This window comes from Luminiphilus syltensis NOR5-1B (assembly GCF_000158175.1).
Lineage (GTDB): Bacteria > Pseudomonadota > Gammaproteobacteria > Pseudomonadales > Halieaceae > Luminiphilus > Luminiphilus syltensis.
The window spans coordinates 208,708-224,238 of the sequence record NZ_DS999411.1; the positions used below are offsets into that span (position 1 = coordinate 208,708).

At 56.5% G+C, this 15,531-nt stretch carries 13 protein-coding genes; 3 read left to right on the top strand and 10 right to left on the bottom strand.

Annotation, left to right across the window (positions count from 1 at the left end; all coding sequences use genetic code 11):
* Positions 1-315: 315 nt before the first annotated feature.
* From NOR51B_RS00875 to NOR51B_RS00885, 3 genes are read right to left on the bottom strand one after another with little or no spacing between them, the layout of a single operon-like run.
* Positions 316-1,812, bottom strand: coding sequence for a 2OG-Fe(II) oxygenase family protein (locus NOR51B_RS00875; protein ID WP_009019783.1), 1,497 nt, complete (start codon positions 1,810-1,812; stop codon positions 316-318).
* On the bottom strand, positions 1,809-2,381 hold the full coding sequence (locus NOR51B_RS00880; protein WP_040481492.1) for a pyridoxamine 5'-phosphate oxidase family protein: 573 nt from the start codon (positions 2,379-2,381) through the stop codon (positions 1,809-1,811). The genes NOR51B_RS00875 and NOR51B_RS00880 overlap by 4 nt, the downstream gene beginning before the upstream one ends.
* On the bottom strand, positions 2,365-3,879 hold the full coding sequence (locus NOR51B_RS00885) for an AMP-binding protein (RefSeq protein ID WP_009020489.1): 1,515 nt from the start codon (positions 3,877-3,879) through the stop codon (positions 2,365-2,367). The genes NOR51B_RS00880 and NOR51B_RS00885 overlap by 17 nt, the downstream gene beginning before the upstream one ends.
* A gap of 122 nt (positions 3,880-4,001) precedes the next feature.
* Here NOR51B_RS00885 and NOR51B_RS00890 point away from each other — a divergent pair, with 122 nt between their 5' ends.
* Positions 4,002-5,150 carry a DUF819 family protein gene (locus NOR51B_RS00890; protein WP_009019332.1) on the top strand — a complete coding sequence of 383 codons (1,149 nt, stop codon included), beginning with the start codon at positions 4,002-4,004 and terminating at the stop codon, positions 5,148-5,150.
* A gap of 22 nt (positions 5,151-5,172) precedes the next feature.
* Here the strand turns inward: NOR51B_RS00890 and NOR51B_RS00895 are convergent, their stop codons facing one another.
* On the bottom strand, positions 5,173-5,787 hold the full coding sequence (locus tag NOR51B_RS00895) for an NADPH-dependent FMN reductase (protein ID WP_009020685.1): 615 nt from the start codon (positions 5,785-5,787) through the stop codon (positions 5,173-5,175).
* Here NOR51B_RS00895 and NOR51B_RS00900 point away from each other — a divergent pair.
* Complete coding sequence (locus NOR51B_RS00900; RefSeq protein ID WP_040481496.1) at positions 5,786-6,382, top strand: nuclear transport factor 2 family protein; 597 nt, start codon at positions 5,786-5,788, stop codon at positions 6,380-6,382. The genes NOR51B_RS00895 and NOR51B_RS00900 overlap by 2 nt on opposite strands.
* Positions 6,383-6,423: 41 nt before the next feature.
* On the opposite strand, the gene NOR51B_RS00905 is transcribed toward NOR51B_RS00900, so the two are convergent.
* The gene (locus tag NOR51B_RS00905; RefSeq protein ID WP_009020704.1) at positions 6,424-8,061 is read right to left on the bottom strand and encodes a SulP family inorganic anion transporter; all 1,638 of its coding nucleotides are present in this window, start codon (positions 8,059-8,061) and stop codon (positions 6,424-6,426) included.
* 386 nt (positions 8,062-8,447) lie between these two features.
* Here NOR51B_RS00905 and NOR51B_RS00910 point away from each other — a divergent pair, with 386 nt between their 5' ends.
* Positions 8,448-9,281, top strand: coding sequence for a mechanosensitive ion channel family protein (locus NOR51B_RS00910; protein ID WP_009019769.1), 834 nt, complete (start codon positions 8,448-8,450; stop codon positions 9,279-9,281).
* A gap of 80 nt (positions 9,282-9,361) precedes the next feature.
* Here NOR51B_RS00910 and NOR51B_RS00915 read toward each other — a convergent pair whose 3' ends face one another.
* The 5 genes from NOR51B_RS00915 to NOR51B_RS00935 form a co-directional block, all read right to left on the bottom strand.
* Complete coding sequence (locus tag NOR51B_RS00915) at positions 9,362-10,201, bottom strand: SDR family oxidoreductase (RefSeq protein ID WP_009021002.1); 840 nt, start codon at positions 10,199-10,201, stop codon at positions 9,362-9,364.
* 56 nt (positions 10,202-10,257) lie between these two features.
* A complete protein-coding gene (locus NOR51B_RS00920; RefSeq protein WP_154647567.1) occupies positions 10,258-10,830 on the bottom strand; it encodes a nuclear transport factor 2 family protein in 573 nt (190 codons plus the stop codon).
* Positions 10,831-10,899: 69 nt separating this feature from the next.
* Positions 10,900-11,373 carry a nuclear transport factor 2 family protein gene (locus tag NOR51B_RS00925; protein WP_009020293.1) on the bottom strand — a complete coding sequence of 158 codons (474 nt, stop codon included), beginning with the start codon at positions 11,371-11,373 and terminating at the stop codon, positions 10,900-10,902.
* Positions 11,374-11,535: 162 nt separating this feature from the next.
* A complete protein-coding gene (locus tag NOR51B_RS00930; protein ID WP_009019220.1) occupies positions 11,536-13,617 on the bottom strand; it encodes an outer membrane protein assembly factor BamB family protein in 2,082 nt (693 codons plus the stop codon).
* Positions 13,618-13,883: 266 nt separating this feature from the next.
* A complete protein-coding gene (locus NOR51B_RS00935) occupies positions 13,884-15,512 on the bottom strand; it encodes a flavin-containing monooxygenase (RefSeq protein WP_009019112.1) in 1,629 nt (542 codons plus the stop codon).
* Between the last annotated feature and the right edge of the window lie 19 nt (positions 15,513-15,531).

Here is a 15,531-nt window from a genome sequence, read left to right on the forward strand (position 1 = left end):
CGCCCACCTCACCTCGCGCCAGCGCCGCGTTCAAGAGTGTTTCAACCGTACTTGCAGCGACCACTGAGGGTGGCTCGGCGCCGGTTTGCTCGAGCGTCGACGAGCGGGCCGTCTAGTACGACCTCGCCGATGGAGCTACGCGAGCAGCTCGAGTAATCCGGGGTTGAGCCGCCCGGGCCCAGGTACAAGGTCATGCGCGAAGCCTTTGTGGGGAAAGTAACGATCCCTCAAACCCGCGACGAACTTCTTTTGTCGTTTTTAGGCAAAGGGTTAACGCGAGGGTACGCCAGGTCTCGGTCTCGCGTGCCCAGCCCGTCAATGAGTCGCAGGGACCAGATCAAACCCCACCGTAATTCGCTCCGATGGCTCGCACAATGGCGCGGTGCCGTGCCACAAATAGGAGGGAAAGAGCACCATCATTCCCGGCTTCGGCTTGATCCAAAAATCGGCCTCTAGCGGCTCCCGGGCGCGAAAGCCGGGCTCGCCGAACTTGAGCCATCCGCGCCCCTGCCGAACGACCTCTTCAGGGACAGTGAGGTAACAGACCCCGCTGACCCAGCCGCTGGGGTGGTAGTGATTTTTGTGAAATCCGCCGTTAGCGAGTCGTACCGACCAACTGTCGGTAAAGCGGAATGCCGAAGATTCGTGGCTGAGCCTTCGACTGGCAATAGTCGCGGCTAATCGACCGAGTTGCTCCGCAATCGATGCCCCTAAGACCTCAACAAACGCGATAATGTCGTCGTCCTGGCGTTGAAACAAAGCGTCGAGGGTTTGTGTGCCGTTGACCACAGATTGCTCAACCGGATGCTGAGTCGTGGTATGCAAAGCACGCAGCCGTGTGACCAGCGTATCCAGATCGGCACACCCCTCACTGGCGATTAGCGTGGACGGATGCACAATCCGTGCATAGTCCACCCACCCGCGGTAACGGTCGCTGCCGGTATAGCGCAGCGCCGTGAGGTAATGGGCGATGACTTCCTGATCGTCGGGTGCGGCTTTGGCCATTGACCCCAGCAGTGCCTCTGCTTCCCCGTAATCGGCACCCGACGCCATCAGTGCAATGGCGAACGCCAGCTTCACATCCCGGTGTTGTGGGAAGTGTCGAAGCCCTGTGCGAGCGGCCTCAAGACTACTGTCGAATTGACCCAGTTCCCGAAGCGCCTCCACCCGTAACACCCCAGTGGCAGGACTGGCGGATTCCGCATCGACGTGTTCCGTAAGTACGGCGAGCGCTTCATCCGGGCACCCGCCTGCAATCAGTAGACGCGCCAGTTCGGAGGCGCACGCCTGATCATCCGGCTGAATGACGAGTCGGTCGCGGTAGGACTTCAAAAAATCGTCATGGCCCAACACACCGAGATAGCGATTGAACCAGGCATGTAATTCAAGGTCGTCTGGCGCCAGCAATAACGCCTCCTGATAGGCAGCAACGGCCTCATCCTCGCGGCCTGAAGCCGAGTAAGCGCTGGCCAGATGCCCCCAAACTTTACCGTCATCGGGTTGCGCGCGAACGGCCTCGACAAGCGTATCCGCTGCCGCATCATTCCAGCCCATGGCTTTGAGCGACAGCCCGAGCCCAACCAGGGCACCCACGTGTTTCGCATCGTCATCGAGCACCGATTGGAACAGGCCCATCGCCGGCCGCTGAAAACCCTGCTGCTGTAACACCCGGCCCAGACCCAGTTTTGCCTCCGCCGATTGTGGATCTGACGCCAGCAATGCGGCATAACGAGCCTCTGCCGCCTCCAGATCCTCATCCGCCAGCGTTTGCCACTTCGACGCCTCTGGATGCTTCCTATCGCTTTGGATCATGGATTAACCGGGGTACTGCACCAGTTCCCCGATTCGAGTGTCGAAAGCCAACGCCGCTGTGGCAGCGGTAGGAGAAGATGATCGACATGATCGGGACGAAGTATCAGGACAACAAAGGCGGCGGGAATCTGCTCTGTTGTCAGGGGCACATCGGTACCTGTAACCAGAGGAAAGCCCGGATGGGGACCATAAAACGACTCCCTCGCCGCCTGACTCAACGCCTGCCAGGCGGATAGTCGCTGCGTCTGATCGGGGCATCGCGAGTCAACCGTTATGACGTGCGCACGAACCCGGAATTGCTCCCGGGTCTCGGTAAAGTACCAGCTGAACTCACATCTCGGTTGCCGCTGAAACTCGGTAACTTTTTCAGAGCGCGCATCGGTCACAATGCACACATCGTCGCTATCCCCGACGAAGCCGCGGAACACCACCCAACGAACTCGCGGAGTGCCATCCTCGCCGCTGCTTGCCAATGGAAAATAACGGTTATGATCGGCGCCCTGATTGGCCTCCATCGCACACTTTAGGCAGATCCGCCAATCGTAGACCGGCTCACTCGAAGGGCTCATTCCACTCCTCGCGTAACTGCTTCTTCTGTACCTTGCCCATCGCGTTGCGCGGCAATGCATCGAGAAACTCGATTTTCTTGGGCTGTTTGAAGCGGGCGAGCTTGTCGTACAAGGTGTCATTGATCTGGGAGACCGACACTGTAGCCCCGGCTTCCGTCACTACCGCGGCCACCACGGCCTCACCAAAATCCGGGTGGGGCACACCAAACACTGCGGACTCCAACACACCCGGTATGTCGTTGATCAGCAGCTCGACTTCCTTCGGATAGACGTTGAGACCACCGGTAATCACCATGTCCTTGGAGCGACCGACGATGCTGACGTAGCCCTCCCCATCGATCATTCCCTGATCACCGGTGATAAACCAGCCATCGTCAGTAAAGTCCGCCGCGGTTTTTTCGGGCATGCCCCAATAGCCCTTGAAAACATTGTCACCGCGCACCTGTAGCTCGCCGATCTCGCCCACTGGCAGCGCTGCTCCCTGGCTATCCGTTATACGAACCTCGGTACCGCGCAGGGGAAAGCCAACGGTGCCGGGCTTGCGTTCTCCATCAAGCGGGTTGGAGGTATTCATGCCCGTTTCACTCATACCATAGCGCTCGAGAATGTCATGACCGACCCGATCACGAAACTCGATGAAGGTTTCCTTAAGTAGCGGTGCACTGCCCGAAATAAATAAGCGCATCGAAGGGCAGTCGCTCGCACCAAAATCAGGATCACTCAACAACCGGGTGTAATAAGTGGGTACGCCCATCATGACTGATGCCTCGGGCAGCAACCGTCGAATCAATGCCACATCCAGACCGTCGAGCCACAACATCGATGAGCCGCTCATCAGAACACAATGGATGGCTACGAAAAGCCCATGAACATGGTAAATGGGTAACGCATGGAGCAGTACGTCATCAGTTTTAAAGCCCCAGGTATCCACCAGCACCCCGGCATTTGAGGCAAGATTTCGGTGGGTAAGCATAATCCCCTTGGGTCGTCCCGTGGTACCGGATGAATACAACAGCGCGGCGAGATCATCGGCCGCTCGGGGCGCGATCGCACATTGGCTACTCGCGGCCGCAGCAGTGTCAAACCAGGTACCCCTGCCATTGGCGTCGAGAGTGAGTAGTTTCTCGACGCCGAGTTCCCGGCAGAGCGGCGCGTAATCGTCCGCCCGCGACGGATCGCAGACAAACAGCGCCGGCGCTGCGTTCTCCAGAAAGTAGCGCATCTCATCGAGTGCATAGGCGGGGTTCAGCGGATGGAACACGAGGCCAGCCCGGAGTACTCCGAGATAAAGCCAAAGCCCCTCAACAGATTTTTCCAGCTGCGCACTCACTCGATCACCCACATTCAGACCGAGATCCGCAAGCGCGTTGGCCACCCGTGCCGTAGAATCCAGCATGTCCTGATAGCTGTGCGTGACGCCTTCGGCGGTGCGCAGTAATATTTGATCACGGTCAGTCGGTGCTCGTGCCTCGATGATCGCGAAGAAATTTTCGTTCATACTCTCGCTCTTCTTGATGCAGTAATTCTGAAGGTATGGCCGTCGCAAAAGATATCGGCGATTAAGAGTGGCCCATCCCAACTGCTGAATGGCTACGACATTAGTGTAAACGGAAAACAACCATGAGTTGGATTGCAACAGACAATCATTTGGCCGTTTTTGCGGCGATCATGGCGATAGCTGGCGCTGCTTTTTTACTGGAGCGAACACGCCTGGGCGGCCACCTGACTGGCGCGGTCATTGTTATCTTGTTAGCTATCGCCGCTGCGAATCTCGGCATTATCCCCCACGCCGCACCGACCTACGATTTCATTTTCAACAACATGGTGCCCTTGCTCATTCCGCTGTTTCTGTTTCAGGCGGACCTGAAGCGGCTGGCACGCGAAGCATCACGCACCAGCATGGCCTTTATCATCGCGGCAACGGGGACGGTTTGCGGCGTTGTTGTCGCCGCATCACTACTGGATTTGTCGGTACTCGGCAGCGCCTCGGAACTACCCCCCGGCAACCGTGAGGCCGCCATCGTTGGCTTGTTCGCATCAACGTATATTGGTGGGTCGGTCAACTATGCCGCACTGGGTGAGATAACCGGGCTGAGCGCGGATGCTTCTTTCTTTTCAGCGGCAACCGCCGCCGATAATTTATTCAGCGCGCTATACCTCAGTCTGCTGGCATTAATTCCAGGCTGGACCTGGCTGAGTCGACGCTACTCTCCCCACCCCGCCCAGGCCGCTGAAGCCGAGACCGAAGCCCCCGCAATCACCGCTATGTCGCTCTGCCTGGCCATTGCCGCGGCAGCGGTCCTCGTCGCAATAACCGACACCCTGGTCGGCGTCCTGAATGCTGAAAACTGGCGCTACGTCATCCTGAGCGCATTCACCCTGTTTGTGGCGACGGCACTACCCGGATCACGGCGATGGTTTGCCGGTGCCTTTGAATTGGGCGTAGCGCTTTCTTTTGCTTTTTTTGCGGCGATCGCCGCCGGCGCCAATATCGTCGCAATGATTGAGGTGGCACCGCTTCTGATACTGCTCGTCGGCATTCTTCTGCTTGTGCACGCGATCGTACTGTTCGCCCTTGGCCGGGTTTTTCATCTCACGCTTCCCGAACTGATTACCGCTTCCAACGCTGCCATATTGGGCGCGACGACGGCGCCGGCGCTGGCCGCGACCAAAGGCTGGCGCGACCAGGTCACTCCGGGAATCTTGGTGGGCGTACTCGGCTACGCCCTGGGTACGTTTATTGGCACCGTGCTCTACCAGATCTGGTAAATCGACATCCTAGCCACGGCACTCACATGCCATGGGGATAGGCTTCAAGCGATGTTTTACCGCTGCTTCGGATACCTCGAAAGGCATTCGCGTATTCGAGTAACAAGTCGATACAGTAGTCTGATCGTGCTTCGATATACCGGTGTGCTTTCTCATCATTATCCGCGGCGTCCTCGTTGAAAACGCTTTGCACATTGCGCACTATCAGGTGCTCTGGCAGGTAGCAGAGCCGGTTGTTCTTGTAGCTGCTCATGCGAAGCTCGGCGATGGGATTCGCTCCACCGCCCGAGGCTGAGACCGAACACAGCAAAGCCGGTTTATGCGCGAGTTCGCCGTCGGCGGCCCATAACAAGAGAAAGTTTTTCAGTCCTGAGGGCACCATGCCATGCCACTCAGGAGTAACGATAATAAACGCATCGCTCGCCCTGAGCTGATCGGAAAGACCATTTAAACCGGCCCAGTGACCACTTTTACTGAACACGGATTCATCCCATATCGGTAAGGGTTCGCGCCCCAGGTCTTTAATCCAGGTTGAGGCCTGGCCCGACCGTTCAAGCTTTCCGGCGAGAAACCGGCCCACCTTCCCGCTTTCCGACTTGGGCCGATGACTACCTGCAATGATGCCGATATTGAGCATGGAACCTATCCTCTTCTGGGTGAACCTAAATCTGGAAAATGAGCTCTGCAAGCCGCCGGCTAAAGTCCGTCAGACCAGAGGTGCCGTGTTTCACATAAGTGCTACCGCATTTCTGGGCGCAGACTGTATCGATGCCACCAGGGCGCGCATAATTGACCGGCTGGCTCACGTCCTGTGCGCCTTTTTCTTTGACCACTTTGGAGGCACCGTGAGCAACCACATCGATATCGTCAATGCAATGTACGTAGCGCTACCGAAACAGGATTTCGAAACCTTCGCAAAACACACCCATCCGGACTTCGCCGTTGTCGAGGCGGACAGTTTGCCATTTGCAGGCACCTTTAGTGGTATGGAAGGCTTCACGCAATTGGTCACCAAGGTATTCGAGATGTTCAGCGAGTTCGAACCGAATGTTAAGGCTATGGCAGCCGGTGACGACACAGTGATGGTGTGGATCGATATGAAACTCACCGGACGTGAGTCTGGCAAAACCATCAATGTACCCATGATCGAAGTGTTCAGCTTCGAGGGTGACAAAGTGAAACAGATTACGCCATTTTATTACGATACCGACGCCATTAACGCCATCGTTTAAGTGCATCCCACGATCTCACCACCTTTGAAAGCGTGGTGGGATCAGGATTTTTCGCGCGCGCGTATCATTACTGCCGCGGCTTCCAGCGCCTCCCGGCGAGAAAGAAATCGCTGTGTTTCCTTTACCCGATCGAGACTACCCAACTGGCCCAGCACACGGGCTACGCGATAGCGCATACCAATCAGAAAAACCTCCCGGTTTGCGTCCAGTGCGCGTTGAATAGCAGACTCAAGCGCCAAGCCGGCACTGCCATCAATATGCGGGACGTCAGTGAGGTCCATCATCAGAATATCGTAGTCCCCCAGGCGCGCGAAGCGCTTGGACATCTCATTGGCAACACCGAAGCTCATCAATCCCGAGAGGTACAAAAACCGTGTGCAGGGGGAAATCTCCCTGAATAGCTCGCGACTTTCCGTATCAAAGATTCCCAACTGCTCCGGATCTGAGATGGCTTCAATGGACTCTGCCTGAATATCCGCCGCCTGCTTCACAAAGGTCAGACTCGCCAGGATGATGCCCATACCCGCAGCCGTCACCACGTCGACGGTAATGGTGAGCAAAAAGCTGGTAGACATCAGCACCTGATCGGCGCGCGGCAGTCTGGCGATACGCTTTAGGGAGCGCCAGTCAATGACGTTAAAGCCGACGCGGAGCAAAATACCCGCGAGAGCAGCATTCGGTATCGTCGCAATCAGGGGTGCCGCCATTAAAAGTGCCGCAATAAGCACCAGTGAATGAACAACGCCCGACAATACGCCCCGCCCGCCTGCTTCGATATTGGCCAGCGTCCGGATAGTCGCTCCCGCACCGGGAATTCCACCCATCACGCCAGCGAATAAATTGCCAATCCCCTGGCCCACCAGTTCCTTGTCAGGGTCATGCAGCGTTGCCGTTGCGCTATCCGCCGCCTGTGCTGTCAGTAAGGAATCAATGGCGCCCAGCGCCGCCAGCACGAGCGCGGTGGACAACATTTGCCCCAGTAGGCCGATCTTGATGGTGGGTGGCACCAGGTCCGGCAACGTAACGCTGATTGGTCCCAGCGAGGGGATGTCGGCGACCCGCATCGCCACCAGTGAACACACCACCAGCGCAATCAATGACGGTGGAAGTCGCCGACTGATCCGAGCGGGCGTAAAAAAACAAATAGCAACGGCAAGCGCTCCAATCCCCAGCGTTGCAAAGTTGGGCGACTCGAGGTGTTCGCCAATACGGCCCATTGCGTTTTGCACGGTGCCGGCACTGGGAAACCCCAGCAGGGGATCAAGCTGCATGAAGATCAACACCACCCCAATACCCGTCAAAAACCCGGAGATCACCGGGTAGGGCATGAGGTTGATATACCGACCCATACGCAGCACGCCAAAAAGCATTTGAAACAGGCCGGCCATCATGACGACGCTGAAGGCAATCGCGGGTTGATCACCAAACTGGGTAAACAATGCCGCCGCAACAATCGTCATCGGTCCGGTTGGACCTGATATCTGGGTGGGCGTGCCACCAAATAGAGAAGCCATCAGCCCGACGCAGATCGCACCGTACAGACCCGCCTCAGGACCCATTCCCGATGCCACACCAAACGCAAGTGCCAGGGGAAGCGCGACGATGGCGGCCACCACGCCACCGCGTAAGTCCCCTGAGAAATGGTTGAAATCGATTCTGTTCAGGGCTAATACGCCCATATTAAAACTCTCTTAACTACCGCAATGGGGCTATCGGGCCCAACCGGACGTAGTGGACTGGCAATGCCCATGTTCGCCAGAGTCTTACCGGCGGGACAGTAGGCAGCCCTCGCGGGCGGTGCACACCACAACTGCATGCCCGAACCAACAACGCCGGCTACTGCGCTACGACTCGCCATGAAGGCCGTTACCGACAGCATCAAGACAGCGCTTAACCTCCCTGTTGTAACACGATTAGCGCCATTATTTTAATAGCACCGCGTCGGGCTTCGTGCGATTGAGGGCTGGAAATAAATACCGTGGCATCATTTAATAGCGACGTGGGCTTAGCTCCACTACCGAACATCATCAACACGCCAAACAACGCTCACCCACTGGAGGGTCGCATGCCGGATTTGAACGCATTGGAGCAGTACTTACCCCTGATTATTGACTATGGCACCAAGCTGTTTCTCGCCCTTGTCATCTTTTACGTCGGCCGATTTGTGGTGGCGCGTCTGGTCGCAGTCGTTCAGCGGGTGATGCTGGCACGCCAAATGGACGAAACGCTGGTCAAGTTCCTGTGCTCGATTCTCAATTGGGTCGGATTACTGTTTGTAGTCATAGCGGCCCTGAGCCAGGTGGGGATAAACACCACATCACTGGTAGCGCTGTTAGGTGCCGCCGGTCTTGCTATCGGTCTTTCGCTGCAGAATTCCCTGGGCAACTTCGCAGCTGGGGTGATGCTCATTATCTTCAAGCCGTTTGTCAAAGGTAACTTTATCGATGCGGGTGGTGCCATGGGAACCGTCGATAGCATTGGCATTTTCACGACGGTCATGACCACCCCGGATAACAAGGAAATCATTATTCCCAACGGCGCCGTCATCGGTGGCAACATCACGAATTTCTCGGCACGACCTACGCGCCGTGTCGATATGGTATTCGGTATTTCCTACGGTGATGATTTACGCGAGGCGAAGACGATCCTCGAAGAAATAATTGCCGCTGATGAGCGAGTTCTCAGCGAGCCCGCGCCAGTGATTACGGTGGGCTCACTGGGCGACTCCAGCGTTAACTTCCTGGTGCGCCCGTGGGCGAATGCAGCGGACTACTGGGGAGTGCTGTGGGATACCACGGAAACCGTCAAGCTTCGATTTGACGAGGCGGGAATCACCATACCGTTTCCACAGATGGAGGTTCACCTCCCTCAACCCGCCGAAACCAAAGAAAACGCGTAACCGCAACGACAAAAAAACCGGGGATATCCCCGGTTTTTTTTGCCCCGCAACCCTGCCCGCGGGAGTCCCCTCAATACGACTTAATCGAGGCCGCTCTTCCCCGCTTCACGCATGATCGGCTGACGCTCGGCAAACTCGGGGCCATCGGTGGTAGCGCCAACGGTAATACCCGCATCGGTGGTCAGCGTATGGCCGGTGGTATACCCGGAATCATCACTGGCCAGCCACAATGCCGCGTTCGCGACATCCCGTGCCAGACCCGGTCGACCGCGCAGTGGCGAACCTTCCGCCAGCAGACGCTCAGCACCGGCAATATCATTGGGATCACCGGTCAGCACATTGGCCACCATCGGTGTCGCCATGGCCGCAGCGGCAATACAGTTCACACGAACCCCCTTACCGGCAACCTCCGTCGCAACACTCTTGGTCAAACCCACCACACCGTGTTTCGCGGCCGTGTAAGCATGGGGGCCAAGCCCGCCCAGAATCCCGGCGGTACTTGCCATGGAGATAATCGAGCCACTGCCCTGCTCCGCCATAATTTTTGAAGCGTGCTTCATAGCGTAAAACGTTCCCGTGAGAAGCACGTCAATACTGAACTGCCACTCATTCGCGGGTGTCGTGGCGATAGGCCCGACAGCACCGACGATACCCGCACTGTGGAAGACCGCATCGAGGCGGCCAAAACGGCTTTGCGCCGCCTCCATGATCGCTGCCACCTGGTCTTCACTAGTGACATCGCAATGCTGATAAAACGCCGCGTCGCCCAGGCTCTCTGCAAGCTCGGCACCCGCCTCGTCCTGCAAGTCGGCGATAACGACCTTCGCACCCTCTGACACAAATAGTCTTACCGATTCCGCACCAATCCCGCTGGCGCCTCCGGTGATTACAGCGACCTTGTTGGCCAGTCGTTGTCCCATGCTACTTTCTCCTGTTGATGTAACAAAAGCCGGGTATCAATCATACCCGGCGTGAATCAGACCGATGCCAGTGTGTAGAGTAGATCGTCCGGCATCTGCTTGCTGAGGGTTTTCGGGTCGATACCTGCGAAGCCATGGGAGGCGGGAGGCTCAATGCGCATCCAATCGGTCATGCCATAGCGCTCAACAATCTTCCATTGACCGTCCCTGAGTTCAAACCGATCGAGATAACGACCGGCGACGAAAAAATCCATCTCGGTTTCAAAGGCATTATCCGCTGCCAGGGGATCGCCAATAGGTCGCATGCGGTGAAAAGCGGTGAAGTAGCATTCACAGCGCGCCCGAGTGTCAGATTCAAATTCCACCAGATGATTGCCCAGCTGATGGTGGGTGCGACTGTAGGTAGAGAGCACATCCTGTGCAAAGCGCACAAAATCGCCGGGATCATCACCCTGTGCCGGACGATCAGGCTCGGATGACGGCCCCTGGTAAAAATGATTATGTTGCGAACCCGGATGAAAGACACTTCTCAAAAGCGTTTCATCCATCCGATCGATAGCCCGCGTGTACAACGCGGTTACTTCGATAATTTGTTGCTTGGCAATGTATTCCTGCAGAACTTTATCCATCGGTTTCATACTCCGGATACGTTTTGGGTGGTGCCATAAGTGGCGCTTTTTTTATACACCGCGGTAGCTTCACGCGGTCGGACGGGAAAGCTCCGTCCCCGGAAACGTGTTGAAAAAATGCATTGAAACCGTACGTTCCGCGATCTTCCAGATTCCCTCGCGGCGCTCGACCTTGTCGGCATAAGTAGCGCCGACAAAAGTGGCTTCGGTACTGCCCGCGAGTAACCCCATACAATCCACATCGCAGAGTACATTGGCACGGTCGGCACCATCGAACTCAATCACCAGATTGGAAGTCAGATGCTGGGACTGGTCCCAGGCAGGCCAAAGTACATCGAGCACGGCTTCGCGAATGCCTTCATGGTTGGAAAAGCTGCCGAAACGCGGGCCGATATGCCAGATACAATCCTCCCACCAGATCCCGAGAAATCGATCAAAATCCCGCTTGTCAAACCCGTGGCAATAATTGAACGCCAGCTCAGCAATGGCGGCGCGGCTTTCGACCGCATCAAGGCGGCGCAGAACGTCATCGGAATCAAGCATCAATCAAACCTCTTTTTCATTTTATTAATGAGGTGTCTTCGGTATGTTTCTTCACTGCAGCGGGGACGTTAGAAGAAAAAAAAGGCCCGGTCAATGATGGTTATATCGAGTTCACCGCAGCCCAACCGTAAGCCGTGTTATTTAGCCTGTGCGCTGACCGCTTCACTTTCCAGGTAGCTCAAAAACATAAATCGCTTCACCGCCTGACGGCTGGTACATCTCGGGGTAGAGCTGTGCGGTCATCGCACGAAACACACCAATACCCGACAAGACCGCGATATATTGCTTGCCATCGACTGCATATGACACCGGATATCCATGTGCCGGCGCGCCGAGTCGCGTGGACCAGATTGGCTCACCACTCGCCGCATCGTAGGCTTTAAAGCCCCGATCAAGATCGCCAACGAACACCAGGCCGCCCTCGGTCGAGAGCGCGCCCGTCAGAAACAGCGCCGGCTGCTCAGCCTTCCATTTAATGTCCATGGTCGAGACATCGACCGCTATCAAGGCCCCCATCGCATCCTCTTTCCCGGGCATCGGGTAGGTCACCGAGTCGGCCCCGTATCCACCCCCGCCAGCACCCAGATCCACACGCCTCGGTGTCATGTCGGAACACAGCTGGTGCGAGGGAAGAAATAAAAGATGACTACCCTGATCGAAAGCGGAGGCCTGCCAGTTCTGGCCACCGTAGATGCCCGGACACGCCGAAAAGGTCTCGTCAATCTTGGCGTTGGCAATATCGGCACGATAGGTCAGCGCCCCTGTTTCGGGGTTTACAGACTCGAAAATCGTTTGCTCTGCGGTCTCCAGTAGTGCCCTGAACTCACCGGTTTTTCGGTCGAGCTTCCAGAGGATGCCATCCTTACCCACCGTGAGCAGCATTTTCTGCCCATCAATGTCGACCAACACTCGCTCGAAACCCACTTCCATATCAATGGTTTCGCCCGGGATGTGCTGGAAATACCAGACAATTTCTCCGCTTTTAGGGTCAATCGCCAACGTTGAATTGGTATAGAGCGCGGCGTCATCGACACTCATGCCACGGCTCACCGCCACCCAGGGTTTCGCCTGGGATACGCCGATAAAAAACAGATTCAGGTCGGGATCATAGGAGCCGGCAATCCAGCTATCACCACCGCCCCGCCGATCGGGAGCAATATCGCCCCAGCTTTCGTAGGCTTCGGTTCCAGGTTCTGCCAGCGTCTGGGTGCGCCACAGCTCTTCACCCGTGTCCGGGTCGTGCCCTGTGATAAAGCAGCCGTCTTCAGTAAACAGCTCACAGCCATTGATACCACTAATCACAATGCCGTCAGCAATAATGGGGCCCGCGGAGTGAGTGTACGCCTGGGTGTAGTCCGCTTTTACCGTGCGCCAGACTTCCTCTCCGGAAGTGGCGTCAATCGCTACCAGCGCCGCGTCATAGGTGGCGAGAAACACCTTATCGCCGTAGATGGCGATATTGCGGGTCGGGCCACCCAACATCCGCGCGCCGGGAGGGAAATCATACTGATAATCCCAGAGCAGGGTCCCCGTCGCGGCTTCAACCGCCTGAATTCGATTGTTGGGGTGTGTCAGAAACATCACGCCGTCGTGAATCAAGGGGGTACCCTGATTACTGCCCGCACTCATGGTTAGTGACCACGCGAGCTGCAGTTGGGCTACATTCTCCCGGTTGATTTCATCCAGCGGGCTGTGCGCGTGTCCGTCCGACGTACGACGCCAGGTCAACCAATCTCCAGGCGGCGGATTATTGAGCATGGCCTGGCTGACCGGCCGAAAGTCAGGCAACACCTGATTCTGGAAGCGACCCGCTGAGCGCGCTATCTGATCAATCGCGTCGGCGCTGCGAAACTCCACGGTCTCCAATGGCTCAGCGGCGGAATCGGTGTTGATGTCGATAGACGAAGAGGCCAGGTTCGACCCCTCAAGTTTGACGCCATTTTCGGCAATGATGAATTGCGCGAGGGCCCGATGCTGGTCATCGCTCAGTTTACCGCTCTGGCCCGGGGGCATGTTCTGTTTCAGGTAAGTAAAGAGTGCCTGGGCGGATTGGGGACCCCACTTTTCCACAAACGCGAGGCCCGATAGCGGGGCTCCGTGAGCCGACCCCCGCAGTGTCACGCTATGACACCCTGAGCACTGCCCCCCGTATAAGGACTCGACGTCGATATCCGCAGCGAAACTCGAAACACTGACCAGGGCAGTAGCCCCGGCGATCACAGCGGCAAATGGATAGCAGCGCATAGTCACTACTCCTTTGGTTGTTCGAACACAGGCCCGCAGGCTTTCTTGGGGAACACCATGGATCCGTACGAGATGGATAAAGCCCGACTTCGTGATCCGGGTCGAAATTTAGCGTGCAGCTAAAGTATCGGGGACGACCTAACCCTTTACTAAGGAAGCGTCATTGCCCAACAGTTGACGTAACCTCGCCCCTGGCATAATAAAAAACCCGGCCCCGCGACCGCCCAACAGGGCAAACGCAAAACCGGGTTTCACTACGAACCGTCTTAGCTGGCGAGCTTTTCGAACTCGAGCTCGGGGAAGCCCTCCTCGACCGACTTGTCGAGGCAGTCGTAGTAGTTGTTGGCGCCACCGAAGTAGATCAACACGCGCGGCTGCTTGTTTTCAATATTCGCGCCCATCATCCAGGAGTGCACCTTGTCGCCCGTGGACATCAACGTTTGTGAGTGGATATCGGCAACGTGCGCGGTCCACTCGTCCTCTACGTCCTTGCGGGGCTTGCAAACGTCGTAGCCTTCTTTCTCCATCTTGTCGATACACTTGGCTATCCAGATGGCATTCTGCTCGATCGATGTCGGCAGGTTAGCAAATGGAGCCTGCGGGCCCGTGATCACGAAAAGATTGGGGAAGTCAGCCACGCACACACCCATAATGGATGCCGATTTGTCCTGCCACTTCTCGGCAAGTGTCTGACCACTTTCACCGCGGATCGGGAACGCTTCAAGGGCGCCCGTATACGCCTGGAACCCTGTCGCCAAAATGATGATGTCGAATTCAAAGTGATTTTCGGTGGTGCGAATCCCGGTCTCGGTAATCTCGACAATAGGCTCTTTATCCTTGATATCCACCAGGAATACATCGTCACGATTGAACTGCTCCAGGTAGTGATGATCCATCGGCGGCCGCTTGGCAAACAAGGGGTAATCGCCGACTTTGGGCACCAGCAAATCGGCCAGCTCCGGATCTTCGACGCGCTCGCGCATCTTGCGGGCAATAAACTCGGACGCCATATCGTTTGCGCGCTGATCGCTCAACAGATCGTCGAAGGTTTCGAATACCCAACGGAAACTACCGGTCCATTTTTCCTCAAAAATGCGCTCCACCTCTTCGGGCGGTGTCTCGACCGCCAGACGGCCTTCGGCGTCGTCAAACGCCATACCAAAGACATGGTTACGACACTTGGCCACGATCTCGTCGTAGTTCTCTTTGATCTCCTTTTCCCACTCGGGGGTCATCTCACGCTGCATGCCCGGGAGAATGAAATTATTGGTGCGCTGGAATACATGAATGCTTTTGGCCTTCTCTGACATCGCGGGAACCATCTGCACGGTGGTTGCGCCGGCGCCGATCATCGCTATGCGCTTGCCCTCCCACTCCAAATCCTCGGGCCAGCGTGACGAGTGGAAAATCGGGCCCTTGAACGTATCCATACCTTTGATGTCGGGGATGATCTGCTGGGAAATCATGCCCATGCCACTGATAAAGTACTTACAGGTTAAGGTCTCGCCTGACTCAGTAGTCACCTTCCAGAGGCCAGAGTCCTTTTGATAATCCGCAGCGACCACTTCGGTTTCCAGCTGGATATGCGGCCACATATCGCATTTGTCGGCGACAAATTTCATGTAGTCCTGGGTTTCCTTCCAGGTAGGGTAACGCGCCGACCAGGACCACTCCTGAAGTAACTCTTTAGAGAACATCAGGCAGTAGTAGTAGCTTTCGCTGTCGGTCATGGCCCCCGGATAGCGGTTCCAGGTCCACGTTCCGCCAATGTCCGAAGCGCGGTCCAAGACCTTGATCGACATACCCACTTCACGCAGGTAGTGAATCAAGGCCAGTCCGGCGAACCCCGCCCCCACGGAGATAACATCAAAGTCAGGTTTTTCAGTTGAGGTCATCACTTAACTCCATCTATTT

What these genes read in the sequence shown, in the direction of transcription:
- NOR51B_RS00875 (WP_009019783.1), bottom strand. Translation starts at nt 1,812, where the DNA reads ATGATCCAAAGCGATAGGAAGCATCCAGAGGCGTCGAAGTGGCAAACG.
- NOR51B_RS00880 (WP_040481492.1), bottom strand. Translation starts at nt 2,381, where the DNA reads ATGAGCCCTTCGAGTGAGCCGGTCTACGATTGGCGGATCTGCCTAAAG.
- NOR51B_RS00885 (WP_009020489.1), bottom strand. Translation starts at nt 3,879, where the DNA reads ATGAACGAAAATTTCTTCGCGATCATCGAGGCACGAGCACCGACTGAC.
- NOR51B_RS00890 (WP_009019332.1), top strand. Translation starts at nt 4,002, where the DNA reads ATGAGTTGGATTGCAACAGACAATCATTTGGCCGTTTTTGCGGCGATC.
- NOR51B_RS00900 (WP_040481496.1), top strand. Translation starts at nt 5,786, where the DNA reads ATGGAACCTATCCTCTTCTGGGTGAACCTAAATCTGGAAAATGAGCTC.
- NOR51B_RS00895 (WP_009020685.1), bottom strand. Translation starts at nt 5,787, where the DNA reads ATGCTCAATATCGGCATCATTGCAGGTAGTCATCGGCCCAAGTCGGAA.
- NOR51B_RS00905 (WP_009020704.1), bottom strand. Translation starts at nt 8,061, where the DNA reads ATGGGCGTATTAGCCCTGAACAGAATCGATTTCAACCATTTCTCAGGG.
- NOR51B_RS00910 (WP_009019769.1), top strand. Translation starts at nt 8,448, where the DNA reads ATGCCGGATTTGAACGCATTGGAGCAGTACTTACCCCTGATTATTGAC.
- NOR51B_RS00915 (WP_009021002.1), bottom strand. Translation starts at nt 10,201, where the DNA reads ATGGGACAACGACTGGCCAACAAGGTCGCTGTAATCACCGGAGGCGCC.
- NOR51B_RS00920 (WP_154647567.1), bottom strand. Translation starts at nt 10,830, where the DNA reads ATGGATAAAGTTCTGCAGGAATACATTGCCAAGCAACAAATTATCGAA.
- NOR51B_RS00925 (WP_009020293.1), bottom strand. Translation starts at nt 11,373, where the DNA reads ATGCTTGATTCCGATGACGTTCTGCGCCGCCTTGATGCGGTCGAAAGC.
- NOR51B_RS00930 (WP_009019220.1), bottom strand. Translation starts at nt 13,617, where the DNA reads ATGCGCTGCTATCCATTTGCCGCTGTGATCGCCGGGGCTACTGCCCTG.
- NOR51B_RS00935 (WP_009019112.1), bottom strand. Translation starts at nt 15,512, where the DNA reads ATGACCTCAACTGAAAAACCTGACTTTGATGTTATCTCCGTGGGGGCG.